Genomic DNA, 15,434 nt, shown 5'->3' on the forward strand with positions numbered 1-15,434 from the left:
GTCGAGCAGCTGGCCGCGACCATCTGTTTTTTGCGGCCCGCCCCGTCCGGGACCATCAATGCGTCATTTGTGAAGTGAAAGTAGCTCTGGGTGGATTGAAAACTGGCGTGCCCATGCTCCTCACCCGGGCCGTTTCACGATTCACGCCTTGCCGCCATTTTCATTTGTAAATCAACCCTTTCTCGCGAGCGGAACCACCTCCCCACCCATACGAAGACGGTCGAGATAGTCGCCCCACCACTGCGCCATCAGCACGCGTTCCTGCCAGTGAGCGCCCCGGTGGTAAGCCGCCCGGACGAGGTCCTTGCCCTTGTGGGCCAGGGCGCGCTCAATGGCGTCCGGCGACCATTTGCCGGACTCATTGAGGAGGGTGCTCGCGGTCGAACGGAATCCGTGCGCCGTCATCTCGTCACCAGTGTAACCCAACCGGCGCAGGGCAGCGTTGACGGTGTTCTCGGACATGGGGTCGAAGCGTGACCGGATGGACGGGAAGACGTAGCGTCCGCCGCCGGTCAGGCTGGCGGCCTCACGCAAGATCGCAACGGCCTGGACGGACAGCGGAACAGCATGTTCCATACGGGCCTTCATCTTCTCGGCCGGGATGCGCCAGACGGCCGCGTCGAGGTCGATCTCGCTCCATTCAGCTCGGCGCAGTTCTCCGGGTCGAACAAACACCAGCGGAGAAAGCTGGAGCGCCAGTTTCGTCAGCGGCAGACCCTCATAGCCGTCGATGTTGCGCAAAAGCTCCCCGACGCGCTGTGGCTCGAGGATGGCAGCGAGGTTCTTGGGTCTTCGGTTCGAAAGAGCACCGCGCAGGTCGCGCGTGGGGTCACTGGTCGCGATCTGATTAGCGACCGCGTAGCGGAACACCTGGCCAATGAATTGAAGCGTCCGGTGGGCCTTCTCATCGTTCTTGGCGGCCTCGAATGGCCTGACGGCGTCCAGCACTTCGAAGGGCTGAATCTCCGATATGGGCCGCCCGCCGAGGCTCCGCTGAACCAGTCGGACGAACCATTCGCGCTTGACGATCGTGGCGTCGGACAAGCCGTCACGCCGGTTCTTGGCGATATAGCCCGCCGCCACCGCACTGAATGTATTGTCCGCACTGATCTTGGCTGCGCGCTGGTCCCGGCGTTTCTTGTCGGCCGGATCGACCCCATTGGCCACCAGCGACCGGTTCTTGTCCCGCAGATCTCGGGCTTCCTTCAGGCTGACTTCAGGATAGGCACCGAACGACATCTTCTTCTCGAGTCCGGCGGCAGTGCGGAATTTCATCCGCCAAAGCCGTCCGCCGGCGGTGGTCACCTGGAGATATAGGCCCTTTTCGTCAGAAACTTTGTAGTCACGTTCGCGGGGCCTGAGGGCGCGAATGGCAGAGTCGGTGAGTGCCAATTTGGGGGCCTTTTTTTCGAGGCCTCGGCAAAGGCCCCCACCTTCAGCCGGCCGTTGGCGAACACCGACGAACATCGGCAACCAACCGTTGGCCTAATATACTATATTTGATTGGTTTTTTCAACCACCGACGCACGTTGGCGGTCAAGGTGATGGTGCCGCTTAGGTGACTCGAACACCTGACCCCCGCATTACGAATGCGATGCTCTACCAGCTGAGCTAAAGCGGCTTGTCGACGAGGGCGGTCTGCCCGGCGCGAGAGCGGCTGTTTATACGGCGGGGCGAGGATTGCCAAGGGCCGCGAGAAGGGCTGCTTCGGTCGGGGCCGCGGCAATGCGGACCTCGGCAAAACCGGTGGTTCGCAGCGGATCGGCGGCGGCGGCCGAGATGGCGATCACGACCGGCAGGTTCGGCCGACCCTGCATCAGGGCCGCCAGGGCGCGGCCGGCGCGGGGTGAGTGGACCAGGGCGGCCTCCCAGTCCCCGGGCGGCTCCACCCGCGTTTCGACCGCGCCATAGACGGCGATCGAACGCAGGCGGGCGGTGTCGCCGACGGCGGCGGACAGGTCTCCGGCGGGCTCGGCCGCGCCGGGATGCAGGATCGACAGGCCCGACGCCTCGGCGCGGATCAGGGTGGCGAGGTCGTGCAGGCTTCCTTCCGCCGACCGGACAGAGGTGAAGCCGGCGTCCTGCGCGGCGCGGGCGGTGGCGTCCCCGACTGCGAAGACCGGCAGGCTCCGGTCCGGCGACAGCGCCGCGAAGGCCGCGACCCCGTTGAGGCTGGTGAAGGCGAGGGCCTGGACGCCAGAGAGGTCGAGGGCGACGTCGAGCGGCCGGATCTCCAGCAGCGGGACGACCAGCGGCGTGTGGCCCAGACCGGTGAGGCGTTCGGCGGTCCGGTCGGCGCCGGGTCGGGCGCGGGTGACCCAGACCCTGTGGATCGCTTCCATCATCTCCGCTCATCCCCGCGAAGGCGGGGACCCGGTGCTCTGGATGTTCGGCCGGATGGAGTGTGCCGTGACAATGATCCCGCGCATCCTGCCTCACGAAAGAACTGGATCCCCGCCTTCGCGGGGATGAGCGGAAAGAAAAATCTAGACCGCAACCTGCTGGTCGCCGGCCGCCGCATGGACCTCATGGCCCAGCCGCAGGCCCAGGTCGCGGGCGCGATCCATGGCGTCGGCAGCCGACAGGCCGGTGATCTCGCCGGACCGTCTCCAGCGCGCGGTGCCGTCGGGGGCCAGCATTTCGGTGGTCAGGGTCAGGCGGTCGCCCTCGATATGGGCGTGGGCCCCGACGGCCGTGCGGCAGGAGCCTTCCAGAGCGACCATGGCACCGCGCTCGGCCGCGACGGCCAGGGCCGTGGGGCCGTGGTTCATGGCCTGGACCCAGGCGTGGTCGGTGTCGCCCTCGCGCGTCTGCAGGGCCAGAGCCCCCTGGCCCGGCGCGGGCAGGAAGGCGTCGACCGACAGGAAACCGCGCACCGTTTCCGAGCGGCCCAGCCGGTTCAGGCCCGAGGCGGCCAGCAGGATGGCGTCGAAATCGCCCTCGGCCGCGCGGCGCAGGCGGGTGTCGATGTTTCCGCGCAGCATCTCGATCTGCAGATCCGGGCGCAGGGCCAGCGCCTGGGCCTGACGCCGCAGGGAGGCGGTGCCGAGGCGCCCGCCGTGGGGCAGGCGCTCCAGCGCGCCATAGTCGCGACTGATGAAGGCGTCGCGGGCGTCCTCGCGTTCCGGGATGGCGGCGATGGTCAGGCCGGGGGGCTGTTCGGCGGGTACGTCCTTCATCGAATGGACGGCGATATCGACCCGGCCGTCCAGCAGGGCCTCCTCGATCTCCTTGGTGAACAGGGCCTTGCCGCCGACCTCCATCAGGCGGCGGTCCTGGATCTGGTCGCCGGTGGTGATGATCTCGACCAGCACCACCTCCTCGAGCGGCAGGTCCATGGCGGCGGCGATGGCCCGTTGCATCATCCCGGACTGGGCCAGCGCCAGGGCGCTGCGTCGGGTGCCTATACGTATCGTGGCCATGCGTGTTCGTTGCGCCAATTCGTTGCCTAGTGTGGTCCGGGTCGCTACCTGAACCCGGTGGAGATCGTAGCGGACCTTACCAGCGAAAACCGTGCCGGAAAGCCGATTTCCGCGCGCACCCGGGCAGAGAGCGACCGCGTCCTGAGCGGCAGTGCCCTTGTCGTCCTGGGCATCGAGACCAGCTGCGACGAAACGGCGGCCTCGGTGGTGCGGCTGACGCCCGATGGAGTGGCGACCGTGCTGTCATCCGTGGTCCATTCCCAGATCGACGATCATGCGGCCTTCGGCGGCGTGGTGCCCGAGATCGCGGCGCGCAGCCATGTCGAGATGATCGACGGCGTCGTGCGTCGGGCGATGGCCGGGGCGGGTCTCGGATACGACCGGCTGGACGGGGTCGCGGCGACGGCGGGGCCGGGGCTGGTCGGCGGGGTCATGGTCGGGCTGGGGTTCGGCAAGGCGGTGGCCCTGGCGCGGGGCCTGCCGCTGATTGCGGTCAATCATCTGGAAGGTCATGCCGTGTCGGCCCGTCTGGGGGCGAGGGTCGCCTATCCCTTCTTGCTGCTGCTGGTCTCGGGCGGGCATTGCCAGCTGCTGGAGGTGCGCGGCATCGGGGACATGAGCCGCCTGGGCACCACGATCGACGATGCCGCCGGAGAGGCCTTCGACAAGATCGCCAAGGCCATGGGGCTGGGCTATCCGGGCGGACCGGCGCTGGAGACGATGGCCGAGGGCGGCGACGGCTCGCGCTTCGACCTGCCGCGGGCGCTGCTGGGGCGCAAGGACTGCGATTTCTCGTTCTCGGGATTGAAGACGGCGGCGTCGCGCCTCGCCCAGGCCTGCGAGACCGACGCGGACCGGGCCGATCTGGCCGATGCCGTGCAGTCGGCGATCGCGCGCCAGCTGTCGGAGCGATCGGACCGGGCGATGGCGGCCTATGCGGAGAAACACGACCACCGCCTCAAGCCACCTCGCTCCGCGAGCGAGGCGGTCGGCCGACAGGGTCTCCTTTTCGTGGTGGCGGGGGGTGTCGCGGCCAACCGGACGGTGCGGCACGTGCTGGAACAGACGGCGGCGAAACGGGGATTCGAATTTCTGGCCCCGCCCCTGGCCTATTGCACCGACAATGCGGCGATGATCGCCCTGGCGGGCGCGGAGCGGCTGCAGCTGGGGCTGGTTTCGGACATCGATTCGCCCGCCCGCCCGCGATGGCCGCTGGACGAGGCGCGCGCCCTGGCCGATCCTGTCCATCCGGCGGGCCGTAAAGGCGCCAAGGCCTAGGAGACGGCATGCAGTTCAGGACCGCAGGGGTCATCGGCGCGGGGGCCTGGGGCACGGCCCTGGCCCTGGTCTGTGCGCGAGCCGGACTGAAGGTGGTCCTGCAGGCGCGTGAGCCGGAGGTGGTGGACAGCATCACCCACCGCCGCATCAACGAGGCCTTCCTGCCCGGCGTGACGCTGGACGATGCGATTTCGGTCACGGCGGATCTGGACGGGCTGTCCGGATGCGACCTGGTGCTGGCGGTGCCCCCGGCCCAGTTCATGCGGTCGACGCTGGCCGCCTATGCGCCTTTCCACCGGGCGGGGGCCCCGATCGTCCTGTGCTCCAAGGGCATCGAGCGCGGTTCGCTGAAGCTGATGACCGAGGTGCTGGCGGAAACCATCCCCGATGCGCCCGCCGCCGTCCTGTCGGGGCCGAGCTTCGCTGCCGATGTGTCGAAGGGGTTGCCGACGGCCGTGACCCTGGCCTGTGCGGACGCTCGTCTCGGCGAAGCCCTGATGGAGACCCTGTCGGGTCCGGGCTTCCGGCCCTATCTGGCCACCGACCTGATCGGGGCGGAGGTCGGGGGCGCGATCAAGAATGTGCTGGCGATCGCCTGCGGCCTGTCGGAGGGGCGACGGCTGGGCAAGTCGGCGCATGCCGCCCTGATCACGCGCGGCTTCGCCGAAATGACGCGGCTGGGGGTCGCGCTTGGCGGGGAGCCGGAGACGGTGGCGGGGCTGTGTGGCCTGGGCGATCTGGTCCTGACCTGCTCCAGCCCGCAGTCGCGCAACATGAGCCTGGGGCTGGCGCTGGGCGAAGGCCAGTCGATCGAACAGGCGCTGGCCGGAAAACGCTCGGTCGCCGAGGGCTATGAAAGCGCGCCGGCCGTGCGCGAACTGGCGCACAGGCTGGGCGTGGAGATGCCGATCTGCGAGGCAACTGCCGCTCTGCTGGCCGGGGAGACCACGGTCGATGCGATGATCGAGGCCTTGCTGTCCCGGCCGCTCAAGGCCGAACGCGAATGAGCGAGACGCCCGCGTCGGGGCGAAGGCGGGTCTGGACGACGCCGGCCGGCGTGGCCCTGTGCGCGGTGGACGACATCGCCGAGCCGGGGTCGCGCGGTTTCGTGCTTCAGATCGGAGAGGCCTGGTTCCACGGCTTTGTGGTGCGCAAGGCGGGCGAGGTCGCCGGCTGGGTCGATCGCTGTCCGCACCAGGGTTTTCCGATCGCCATCGAGCTGGACCGCTATCTGACGCCGGACGGGTCGCTGATCCTGTGCGGCTGGCACGGGGCGGTGTTCGAACCGCTGTCGGGGGCCTGCGTCGGTGGCCCGTGCGCGGGCGGCAAGCTGACGCCCTGGCCAGTCCGGATCGACGGCGCGGTCATCCGGACCGGGTGAGCGGCTTCAGCCCTTTTCGTCGCCGCCGAAGGCCTCGTCGACTTCGTCTTCCTTGATCCGCTTCGACGGATCGCCGGACTGGTTGAGGTTCTGTTCCTCGGTGCCGTCGCCCAGCATGCCGGGGTGTTCTTCGGTCTCGTGGGTCTTGGGGTCGGCCATGGTCGTCGTTCCTTGTGGATGACCAGGACCGAACGCCCGGAAAGCGTCGCTGTTCCTACCGCTTGAGCCGCTTCGCATTCGCCACGGCCGCCGTGTGGATGGGCTTCAGTGCATCGGCCTGGGCCTTCAGCAGTTCGGTGTTCAGCGTCAGCATCTGACCGGCCGCGCGGCCCCACCAGGCGACGGCGTAGTCATGGTGGGCGGCTGCGGCGGCCAGGGGCGAGGTGGCGGCCGCGATCCGCGAGGCGGCGTCCCGGGCATGGGCGACCTCGTCCATGGCGGACTTCGACACGCGGGCGGCCAGATCGCCGAGGTTGCCGGCGACGGCAGTGGCCGAGGCCGTCATGGCCTCGACCTTCTCGGTGCCCATCAACGACATCTCGCGCATGTCGGCCTTCATGGGATTGGCCAGTCCCTCGGCCATGATGTTGAGCCGGGCGGCGATGACGTCGGAGGCCGCGCGCAGCATCTCGCCGCCGTGGACCGCATTGTCACCCGCCGCGTGGGCATTGCGGGCGGCGCGTTTGCCGTTGCGGATCGTCTTGTCGGGAGGGGTCATGTCAGGGGCTTGGGCCGGTTTCGTCAGGCGGGCAAGGGTTCATTGGCGAAGGCGGCGACGTCCTTCAGCAGGGCGGGCACGGCGGCATCGATGATCCGCTGGCCCTTTTCCGGGCTGGCCTGGGCAGGATCCGAGCCGATCCGGCCGTCGGGAAAACGCGCGCGATAGTCGGCGGCATCGCGGATCGGGCCGGAGGGCGCGATCTGCGGCGAATAGGCGGCCGTCTTGATCCGGTCAGGATATGCGGCTTGGGTGACCGCTATTTCGGACGGGGTGGCGTGCATGCCGTGGCCGGTCGGGAAGATCGAATTGCACAGGCTGTTCACGCCCGGCAGGTCCCACCAGTTCCGCAGCTTGAGTACGAAGGGCGCGGGTTCGTCGACGAAGGACCATTCTGCGTACAGTTCGGAAAATGTCGCCTCGATGGTCGCGACATTGCCGCCGTGGCCGTTCAGGAAATAGATCCGCTCGAACCCGTGGCGGTGGAGCGAGGACACCCAGTCGGTGATCGCGGCCATGAAGGTCGAGGGGCGCAGCGAGATCGTGCCGGCGAAGGCCAGATGATGCTGGGCCATGCCGATATTGAAGGTGGGCGCGACGACCAGGCTGTCGTCGGTCCTTTCCGCCGCATGGGCGATGATCTCGGGACACAGCCAGTCGGTACCGAGCAGGCCGGTCGGGCCATGCTGTTCGTTCGAGCCGATCGGGATGACGACGGTCTTCGTCGCCTTCACGCGGGTGTCGATCTCGGGCCAGGTGGAAAAGGCGATCAGCATGAAAGGGGCATCCTTCTGGGGCGCTATCGCTTGCGCCGCGGGCGCTCGCTGCCCGGGCGCAGCGTGCCGCCGGGTTCTAGCGCGACGCCGGGGCGGAGAGAAGTCAGACCGCGAAAGCCCGCAGGAAGCGCCGGGCGGTCTCGCGGGCGCGGGCGGGGATGTCGATGGCGCGCGGCTCGTCGATACCCAGGATGCCGCGCAGATGGCCGTGGCCCATGGTCATGCCGCTGAACATCTCGGCCGCCAGCTCGGGATCGGGCACCCGGATCAGGCCCTCACGGTCCTGTTGCGACAGCCACTGCGCCAGGCGACGCAGGCTCTCGCCCGGCCCGGCGTCATAGACGGCCTCGGCCAGGTCCGGCGCGTGGGGCGACATCAGGGCGACGCCCCGCATGGAGCTGCGCCCGTCGGCGGTGCACAGCTTGGTCAGCATGGTCTCGGCCAGAGCCGTCAGCACCGTCAGCGGATCGCCCCCGGCCCGGAGCGGGGCGGTGATCAGGTCGGACCGGCGCTCCGCCAGGGCCCGGCCGATGTCGGTCTTGGAGCCATAACGGTTGTAGAGCGTCTGTTTGGACACCCCCGCCCGGCGCGCGATCGCGTCCATGGAGGCGGCGGCGCCCTTTTCGGCGAACAGGTCCATGGCCGCGTCCAGGATGGCCTCTGATTTCCGTTCGTCGATCTGACCGGCGACGCGGGCCATCAGTGGGCATCCGTGGCTGGTGCCACGCTGCCCGGCTTGACCGGCTGGGCCAGCAGGGTGACGCAGCCCCCAACGGCGCAGCCGATGGCCAGCATGGTGAAGGCGTCGCCGAACGCCAGCGTCGTGGCCTGCCGGTGCAGCATGCCATAGACCGCCTTCATGGCCGCCCCGTCGGGGTCGATGGAGCCGGTCATGCGGGCCGATATGCCGGCCAGCATCGCCTGCATCCCGGTATCGGTGATGCTGATACGGCTGGTCAGCTCGCCCATATGAACGGCGGTATTGGTGGTCAGGGACGTGTTCAGGAACGCCAGGCCGAAGGCCCCGCCGACGTTGCGGAACAGGTTCACCAGGCCCGAGGCGTTCTTGACCATGTGCGGCGGCATGGTCGACATCGTGATCTGCTGGGCCGCCAGCATGGCCAGCATGACTCCGGACCCGCGCAGGGCCTGGATGCCGGCGAATTCCCAGAAGCCCCATTCGGTGGTGACGGCATGGGCGTTCCACATGCCCCAGGACGCCATGACGAAGCCGCCGCACATCAGGATCCTCAGATCCAGGATCTGGACCAGCCGACCGGCGATCGGAGCCGTCATGAACATGGCCAGACCCGACACCACCAGGGTCGTGCCGACCTCGGCCGGCGAATAGTCCCGCACCCGCGACAGGAACAGCGGCAGCAGGAAACTGCCCCCGAACAGGGCCGCGCCGACGATGAAGGTCATCCCGACGCCGACCAGGAAGTTCCGGTTGTTGAAGGCGCGCAGCTCGACCACGGGATTCCAGTAGGTCAGCGAGCGCCAGACGAAGGTCGGTCCGGTGATCGCGGCCGCGACCGACAGCAGCAGGATCAGGTCGTCGGCGAACCAGTTGTTCTTCGACCCCTCCTCCAGCACGAACTGAAGGCTCATCAGGAAGGCGGCCATCAGGCCGAGGCCCCACCAGTCGAAGCCCCTCGACAGACCCGGGTCGCCCTTGTCGAATCTGGCGTAGCGCCAGACCAGGAAGAAGGACAACAGGCCGAACGGCACATTGATGAAGAACAGCCAGCGCCAGCTGAGCGCCTCGGTCAGATGCCCGCCCAGCGTCGGCCCGATGGTGGGGGCCAGGGTCACGATCAGGCCGATGAAGACCGAGGCCGTGACGCGTCTGGAGACGGGGAAGGCGGTGAAGGCCACGGCGAAGACAGTGGGGATCATGGCCCCGCCGACGAAGCCCTGGATGGCCCGGAAGACGATCATCACCTCGACCGAGGACGACAGGCCCACAGCGATGCTCATCAGCACGAAGCCGGCGCAGCTGATCATGAACACCTTCTGGGTGCCCCACAGCCGCGACAGATATCCCGACAGGGGGATCATCACGACCTCGGGGATCAGATAGGCGGTCTGGATCCAGCTGATCTGATCGGCGGAGGCCCCGACGCCCGACTGGATCTGGGGCAGGGACGAGGCGACGATCTGGATGTCCAGGATGGCCATGAACTGGCCGATCACCATCCCGGCGAAGCCCAGGATCAGGAAGGTCCAGTTGACCTTGGGCTCGGCCGTCGCCGGGGCGATCGGGGCCGGGGCGCCGTCCAGGGTGGCGGCGGTCATTGGGCGGTCGCGGTTCCGGCATCGGCCAGACGCGTCGGTCCGACGGCGGCCTCGGCGAAACTGGGTCCGCCGGGGCTCTTCAGATCGACCTTGACCTCGACCGACAGGCCGGGGCGCAGGGCCGCGCCGCCATCGGCGCGCGACACCAGGATGCGGACCGGCACCCGCTGGGTGATCTTGGTGAAATTGCCCGTCGCATTCTCGACCGGGATCAGGGCGAACTCGGCCCCCGTGGCCGGCGCAAAGCTTTCGATCCGGCCGGTCAGGTCCTGATCCGGAAAGGCGTCGGCCGAGATGTGGACGGTCTGGCCCAGACGCAGGCGACCCAGCTGGGTCTCCTTGAAGTTGGCCACCACATAGGTGTCGCCCAGAGGCACCAGCGACAGCAGCTGGCCCCCGGGGCGGACATATTGTCCGGCACGGACGCCGCGCGCGCCGACGACGCCGGCGACCGGTGCGCGGATGACGGTGCGGTCCAGATTGGTGCGGGCCAGTTCGACCGCGGCGCGGGCCTGTTCGACGGCGGCCAGGCTCTGGCTGCGGGTCGAGCCGAGGACGCCGGCCGTGCGCTGTTCGGCGACCAGGGCGGCCTGGGCCTCGGCGACGGAGGCGGCGGCGGTCTGGGCCCCCGCCTGTTCGGTCTCGATGCGCTGCTGGGAGACCCAGCCCTGACGCTGCAGGGTGGAATACCGCTGGACCTGGGCCTGGGCCAGGTTGGCCTGGGCCCGGGCCTGGGCCACGCCGGCCGCGCGCGAGGCGATCATGGCCTGTTCCTGGGCCGCGCGGGCATCGACGGTGTCGACCGCCGCCAGCAGGGCCGCCAGATTGGCCTCGGCCTGGGCCAGCCCGGCTCTGGCATCGGCATCATCCAGACGCACCAGGATCTGACCCTGTTCGACCCGCTGGTTGTCGGACACCAGGACCTCGGCGACATAGCCGTCGATCTGCGGGCTGACCAGGGTGGTGTCGGCCTGGACAAAGGCATTGTCGGTCGATTCCCACCGCTGCTTGTTGGTCCACCACAGGCCGCCACCGATGACCAGGCCAACGGCCACGACGACCGCCAGGATCAGGGGCAGGCGCTTCTTGACGACTGGGGGGAGGGCCATGGGTCGAAATCTCTGAACAGCGGGCGTCGGGGAAGAGCATCCGGGGGAGGATGTGGCATAAAATGGACTGTATCGTCCAAAAATCAATAACCGGTTGTCAGGTTCCGTGAACACGTCATGTTTCCGCGCATTCCAGAGCCCATGACCCAGCCCTTCCGCCTGCCTTCCTCCATCGATGTCGCCGTGATCGGCGCGGGCGCTGCCGGGCTGTCGGCCGCGCGTCGGCTGGCGGCCGCCGGCGTGTCCGTCGTCGTGCTGGAAGCCCGGGACCGGATCGGGGGGCGGGCGCATACCGTGGGCTGGGAGGGTCACGGGCTCGATCTTGGCTGCGGCTGGCTGCATTCCGCCGATGAAAATGTCCTGGTCCAGCCGATCGCCGAGGCCGGCTGGACGCTGGACCGTACGCCCCCGCCGTGGAGTTCTGCCGCCCCTGTCCCAGACGCCGACCCGGCCGAGCGCGCAGCCTTCGCCGAGGCCTATGAGGCGTTCGAGGCGCGCCTCGATGCCCTGGCCTCGACAGGCATCGACCGCCCCGCCGCGGATGCACTGGAACCCGGTGGAGACTGGAACGCGCGCCTTCAGGCCATCTCTTCGGCGCTGAACGGGGCATCGTTCGAGCGCATCTCGCTGCTGGATTTCGCCCGCTACAGCGAGTCGTCCGTCAACATCCGCGTCAAGGAGGGCTATGGCGCGGCGATCGCGGGCTTCGGGGCCGATCTCCCGGTCAAGCTGGGCTGTGCGGTCGAGACCGTGGACCTCGGCGGCCCCCGCGCAATCCTGCGGACCTCGGCAGGGGTGGTCGAGGCCGGGGCGGTGATCTTGACGGTCCCGACCTCGGTCCTGACGTCCGGTGGACTCCGCATTACGCCGGAGCCTGCCGATCTGCTGGACGCGGCTGGGGGGCTGCCGCTGGGCCTGGCGTCGAAGGTCCACCTCGCTCTGGCCGGCGCCCTGGATCTGCCTGCGGACGGCATGCTCTGGGGTCGAAGCGACTGCTTCGAGGTAGGCAGGCATCATCTGCGTCCCTTCGGCCTCCCCCTGATCGAGACCTATCTGGGCGGCGACCTCGCCTGGGGGCTGGAGCGGGACGGGCCGGACGCCATGATCGACTTCGCCGTCGAGGACCTGGTCGCCATCCTCGGCTCGTCCATGCGGCGGCATGCAAGCGCGGTCTCGGTATCCGGTTGGGGCTCGGACCCCTGGTCACTTGGAGCCTATTCCTACGCGCGGGTTGGACACTCGGGCGACCGCGCAAGGCTGCGCACGCCGGTCGCCGGCTGTCTGTTCGTCGCAGGCGAAGCGACGGCAGAGCGGTTCTATGGCACGGCCCATGGAGCCTGGATGGAGGGCGAGCGGGCGGCGGTCGAGGCGATCGTGGCGCTTGGACTGGATCCCAGGTCTTCCGAAATCGCGGTCTGATCCCGCTCGTCGTGGACCGGCTCAGGATTGGACTTCGGCGAAGGGACCGCGACCGATTCTGACGCAGGCCCGGGCTATAGGGTGGTCTTGGTCGGCTCGTTCGGCCCGCACAGGTCGGACGGGTCGGACGGTGTTTTTCCATCGTCCCGATTGGTAAGCGGGGGCGAAACCGGAGTGACGGAGACTCGAATGGCCAGGACGGGACCCGAGGCGAGGAAGCCCGGTGGCATCATGACCGGCGCGCCGGTCCCGGTCTTCGCCTGGCCGCCGGACGAGGACCGGGTCGAGGCGATCTTCGAGCGGCTGTCGAGGATCATGCCGGAGCCGAAGACCGAGCTGACGTTCCAGGACCCCTTCACCCTGGTCGTCGCCGTCGCCCTGTCGGCCCAGGCCACGGACGTCGCGGTCAACAAGGCCACCGAAAAGCTGTTCGCCGTCGCCGATACGCCCGCGAAGATGCTGGCGCTGGGGGAGGCGGGGCTGGTCCCCTACATCGCCTCGATCGGCCTGTACCGGAACAAGGCGAGGAACGTCATCGCCCTGTCCCGTATCCTTCTGGAGCAGCACGGCGGTGTGACGCCGCTGAACCGGGCGGACCTGCAGGCCCTGCCCGGCGTCGGGCGAAAGACGGCCAGCGTGGTCCTGAACGAACTGGGGATCGAGCCGGCCATCGCCGTGGACACCCATGTGTTTCGCGTCTCGCACCGGCTGGGCCTGGCCAATGCCGCGACCGCAGACAAGGTCGAGGACCAGCTGCACCGGATCGTCCCGGAAGCCTTCCTGCCCAAGGCCCACCACTGGCTGATCCTGCACGGCCGCTACAGCTGCACGGCGCGGAAACCGAAATGCGGGGGGTGTGTGATCAGCGACCTGTGCCCGTCGCGGGGGCTGATGGCGGGAAACGGCGAGGCCGTTCAGCCGGCCAGCCGCGCCCGTACCGCTTCGGCGAAGAGCAAGCCCCGGTCAGGCGCCTCCGACAAATAGAAGTCCGGCTCGATCAGCTCGGCCTCCATCAGCAGCCACTGCCCCGCGTGTTCGACCATGTCGATGCGGGCATACAGCAGGGGCTCCTCGATCGCCGCCAGCACCCGGTCGGCGAGGGCCAGCGCCTCCACCGGGGGATGGGCGACCGCCGCATAGCGGCCGCCGAACTGGGACTGGATGCGGAAATCACCGGGCGCGGCGGTCTTCAGGACGGCATGGCTGAGCCGCCCGCCGAAGAACAGCAGCGACAGTTCCCCCGCCGTGGCCAGGTCGGGCAGGAAGGGCTGGATCATGGTGGCCCCTTCCGGCGCATCGACCAGGGCCTCGCCCCGCCCGATCTTCAGCGTCTTCCAGGCCCCGCCGGAGACGGTCGGCTTGACGATCAGGGTTTCGGTCCCGAACCGGTCGAAGGCGGCCTCGACCTGCGCCGGGGTGACGCCATCGCCCCAGGCCGTCGGGGGTATGGCGATGCCCGCCGCTTCCAGACGTCGCAGATAGGCCTTGTCGGAGTTCCAGTTCAGGACGCTGGCCGGATTGGCCAGCCTCACGCCCGCCCCGGCCCAGGTCCGTGTCGCCTCCAGCCACACGGCGTGGTGCTGGTGATAGCCCCAGGCCAGCAGCGGCAGGACCAGCGGGAAATCGAGCAGCGCCGACGCATCCCGGGCATGGTCCGGCCAGGCCATTGGACGCGTGGTGACGCCGGTCAGGGCCAGGGCGGCCGACAGCCGCTCCAGCACCACCGGCCAGTGCGGGCCATAGGTGCCGTCACCGGCGGCGGGGGTCAGGACGGCGATTCCGGTCATCGAAGGCCTCTCATGGGTATAAGGATGTCCTTATATCTTTTTGAGCCTGGGGGCAGGCGGGACTGGTGCTGGATCGCCGCGCCCGCTATGGGGCCGTCATGACCCGGAACGCCCCCACCTTTGACGTCTGCGCCGTCGGCAATGCCATCGTCGATGTCCTGAGCCCCTGTGACGACGCCTTCCTGGCCGCGCACGCCTTGACGCCGGGCTCGATGCAGCTGGTCGACGAGACCCAGAGCGCGGCCCTGTATGAGGCCATGGCCGCGGGCGTGGAGGCCTCGGGCGGCTCGGCCGGTAACACCGTCGCGGGCGTTGGCAGTTTCGGCGGCCGAGCGGCCTATATCGGCAAGGTCGCGCCCGACACCCTGGGCCAGGTCTTCAGCCACGACATCCGCGCAGCAGGTGTGCATTTCGACACGCCCGTCCTCGACGGCGGGGCCGGAACCGGCCGCTGCCTGATCAATGTCACCCCCGACGGCCAGCGCACCATGTGCACCTTCCTGGGCGCCGCGAACCAGCTGTCGGTCGCCGATATCGACGCTGACCTGATCGGATCCAGCGCCATCGTCTATCTGGAAGGCTATCTGTTCGACCCGGCCCCGGCCCGCGCGGCCTTCGAGGCCGCGGCGGCCGCCGCCCACGCCGCCGGGCGCAAGGTGGCCATCACCCTGTCGGACACCTTCGTCGTCGCCCGCTGGCGCGCCGAATTGCTGGCCTTCATCGAGGCTTCGGCCGACATCGTCCTGGCCAATGAAGGCGAGCTGGCCGCCCTGTTCGAGACGGACGACTTCGACGCCGCCGCGGCGCAGCTGGCCTCCATGGTCGAGATCGCCGCGATCACGCGGGGCGAGCACGGCTCCGTCATTCTTTCGGGCGACGACCGGGTCCCGGTCGCGGCCTATCCCGTCGACAAGGTGATCGACACCACAGGCGCAGGCGATCAGTACGCGGCCGGCTTCCTTCTGGGCGTCGCGCGCGGCCTGACGCTGGAGCAGTCCGGCAAGCTGGGTTCGCTGGCGGCGTCCGAGGTCATCGCCCACTGGGGCCCGCGGCCGATGGTCGTGCTGTCGGCCCTGGCAGCCGGGCATGGGCTTGCCCTGACCCCGGAGATTATCGAGCGAACCTAAGCTGTTCGCTGATGGGCTTGCCCAGGCGAACGCGTGGCGTTCAGGCTGTTTGCGACCCCTTCCGTCATGCCCGCACATGCCGGAAACCGCGAGGCCGAAGACCCATGTCTCGTCTCCGT

General features: G+C 68.8%; 16 protein-coding genes and 1 tRNA gene. 6 read left to right on the forward strand and 11 right to left on the reverse strand.

Going from position 1 to position 15,434, the window contains the following annotated elements:
• Positions 1-171 precede the first annotated feature (171 nt).
• From HZ989_RS03770 to hemC, 4 genes are all read right to left on the reverse strand, one after another.
• Positions 172-1,392, reverse strand: a complete 1,221-nt coding sequence (locus HZ989_RS03770) for an integrase arm-type DNA-binding domain-containing protein (protein WP_209322311.1) — start codon at positions 1,390-1,392, stop codon at positions 172-174.
• A 153-nt stretch (positions 1,393-1,545) separates the two neighbouring features.
• Positions 1,546-1,621: transfer RNA gene (locus tag HZ989_RS03775), tRNA-Thr, on the reverse strand.
• Positions 1,622-1,661: 40 nt separating this feature from the next.
• Positions 1,662-2,345, reverse strand: a complete 684-nt coding sequence (locus tag HZ989_RS03780; protein WP_245162439.1) for a uroporphyrinogen-III synthase — start codon at positions 2,343-2,345, stop codon at positions 1,662-1,664.
• Positions 2,346-2,486: 141 nt separating this feature from the next.
• The gene (hemC, locus tag HZ989_RS03785; RefSeq protein ID WP_209322312.1) at positions 2,487-3,422 is read right to left on the reverse strand and encodes a hydroxymethylbilane synthase; all 936 of its coding nucleotides are present in this window, start codon (positions 3,420-3,422) and stop codon (positions 2,487-2,489) included.
• A gap of 141 nt (positions 3,423-3,563) precedes the next feature.
• Between hemC and tsaD the strand changes: the two genes are divergently transcribed.
• The 3 genes from tsaD to HZ989_RS03800 are packed head-to-tail and all read left to right on the forward strand — an operon-like array spanning position 3,564 to position 6,081.
• On the forward strand, positions 3,564-4,700 hold the full coding sequence (tsaD, locus tag HZ989_RS03790; RefSeq protein WP_209323027.1) for a tRNA (adenosine(37)-N6)-threonylcarbamoyltransferase complex transferase subunit TsaD: 1,137 nt from the start codon (positions 3,564-3,566) through the stop codon (positions 4,698-4,700).
• Between the two features lie 8 nt (positions 4,701-4,708).
• On the forward strand, positions 4,709-5,707 hold the full coding sequence (locus HZ989_RS03795) for an NAD(P)H-dependent glycerol-3-phosphate dehydrogenase (protein ID WP_209322313.1): 999 nt from the start codon (positions 4,709-4,711) through the stop codon (positions 5,705-5,707).
• Positions 5,704-6,081, forward strand: a complete 378-nt coding sequence (locus HZ989_RS03800) for a Rieske (2Fe-2S) protein (protein ID WP_209322314.1) — start codon at positions 5,704-5,706, stop codon at positions 6,079-6,081. The genes HZ989_RS03795 and HZ989_RS03800 overlap by 4 nt, the downstream gene beginning before the upstream one ends.
• A 6-nt stretch (positions 6,082-6,087) precedes the next feature.
• Here HZ989_RS03800 and HZ989_RS03805 read toward each other — a convergent pair whose 3' ends face one another.
• From HZ989_RS03805 to HZ989_RS03830, 6 genes are all read right to left on the reverse strand, one after another.
• Entirely contained in the window at positions 6,088-6,240 is a 153-nt protein-coding gene (locus HZ989_RS03805) for a hypothetical protein (RefSeq protein WP_209322315.1), read from the reverse strand.
• A gap of 55 nt (positions 6,241-6,295) precedes the next feature.
• Positions 6,296-6,799, reverse strand: coding sequence for a phasin family protein (locus HZ989_RS03810; RefSeq protein WP_209322316.1), 504 nt, complete (start codon positions 6,797-6,799; stop codon positions 6,296-6,298).
• Positions 6,800-6,822: 23 nt separating this feature from the next.
• Positions 6,823-7,575: a creatininase family protein gene (locus HZ989_RS03815; RefSeq protein ID WP_209322317.1), complete on the reverse strand. Its 753-nt coding sequence runs from the start codon at positions 7,573-7,575 to the stop codon at positions 6,823-6,825.
• Between the two features lie 103 nt (positions 7,576-7,678).
• Positions 7,679-8,275: a TetR/AcrR family transcriptional regulator gene (locus HZ989_RS03820; RefSeq protein ID WP_209322318.1), complete on the reverse strand. Its 597-nt coding sequence runs from the start codon at positions 8,273-8,275 to the stop codon at positions 7,679-7,681.
• Positions 8,275-9,873: a DHA2 family efflux MFS transporter permease subunit gene (locus HZ989_RS03825; protein WP_209322319.1), complete on the reverse strand. Its 1,599-nt coding sequence runs from the start codon at positions 9,871-9,873 to the stop codon at positions 8,275-8,277. Before HZ989_RS03825 ends, HZ989_RS03820 begins: the two co-directional genes overlap by 1 nt.
• Complete coding sequence (locus HZ989_RS03830) at positions 9,870-10,982, reverse strand: HlyD family secretion protein (protein WP_209322320.1); 1,113 nt, start codon at positions 10,980-10,982, stop codon at positions 9,870-9,872. Before HZ989_RS03830 ends, HZ989_RS03825 begins: the two co-directional genes overlap by 4 nt.
• 141 nt (positions 10,983-11,123) lie before the next feature.
• Here HZ989_RS03830 and HZ989_RS03835 point away from each other — a divergent pair, with 141 nt between their 5' ends.
• Positions 11,124-12,401 (forward strand): NAD(P)/FAD-dependent oxidoreductase, encoded by a 1,278-nt coding sequence (locus HZ989_RS03835; RefSeq protein ID WP_209322321.1) that lies wholly within the window; start codon positions 11,124-11,126, stop codon positions 12,399-12,401.
• Between the two features lie 189 nt (positions 12,402-12,590).
• Positions 12,591-13,385 (forward strand): endonuclease III, encoded by a 795-nt coding sequence (gene nth / locus HZ989_RS03840; RefSeq protein WP_371812973.1) that lies wholly within the window; start codon positions 12,591-12,593, stop codon positions 13,383-13,385.
• On the opposite strand, the gene HZ989_RS03845 is transcribed toward nth, so the two are convergent.
• Positions 13,316-14,188 (reverse strand): RimK family alpha-L-glutamate ligase, encoded by an 873-nt coding sequence (locus HZ989_RS03845; protein WP_209322322.1) that lies wholly within the window; start codon positions 14,186-14,188, stop codon positions 13,316-13,318. The two genes, nth and HZ989_RS03845, sit on opposite strands and share 70 nt — an antisense overlap.
• 98 nt (positions 14,189-14,286) lie before the next feature.
• Here HZ989_RS03845 and HZ989_RS03850 point away from each other — a divergent pair, with 98 nt between their 5' ends.
• Positions 14,287-15,315: an adenosine kinase gene (locus HZ989_RS03850; RefSeq protein WP_209323028.1), complete on the forward strand. Its 1,029-nt coding sequence runs from the start codon at positions 14,287-14,289 to the stop codon at positions 15,313-15,315.
• Positions 15,316-15,434 lie beyond the last annotated feature (119 nt).

It is taken from the genome of Brevundimonas sp. AJA228-03, from assembly GCF_017795885.1.
In the GTDB taxonomy this organism is placed as follows: domain Bacteria; phylum Pseudomonadota; class Alphaproteobacteria; order Caulobacterales; family Caulobacteraceae; genus Brevundimonas.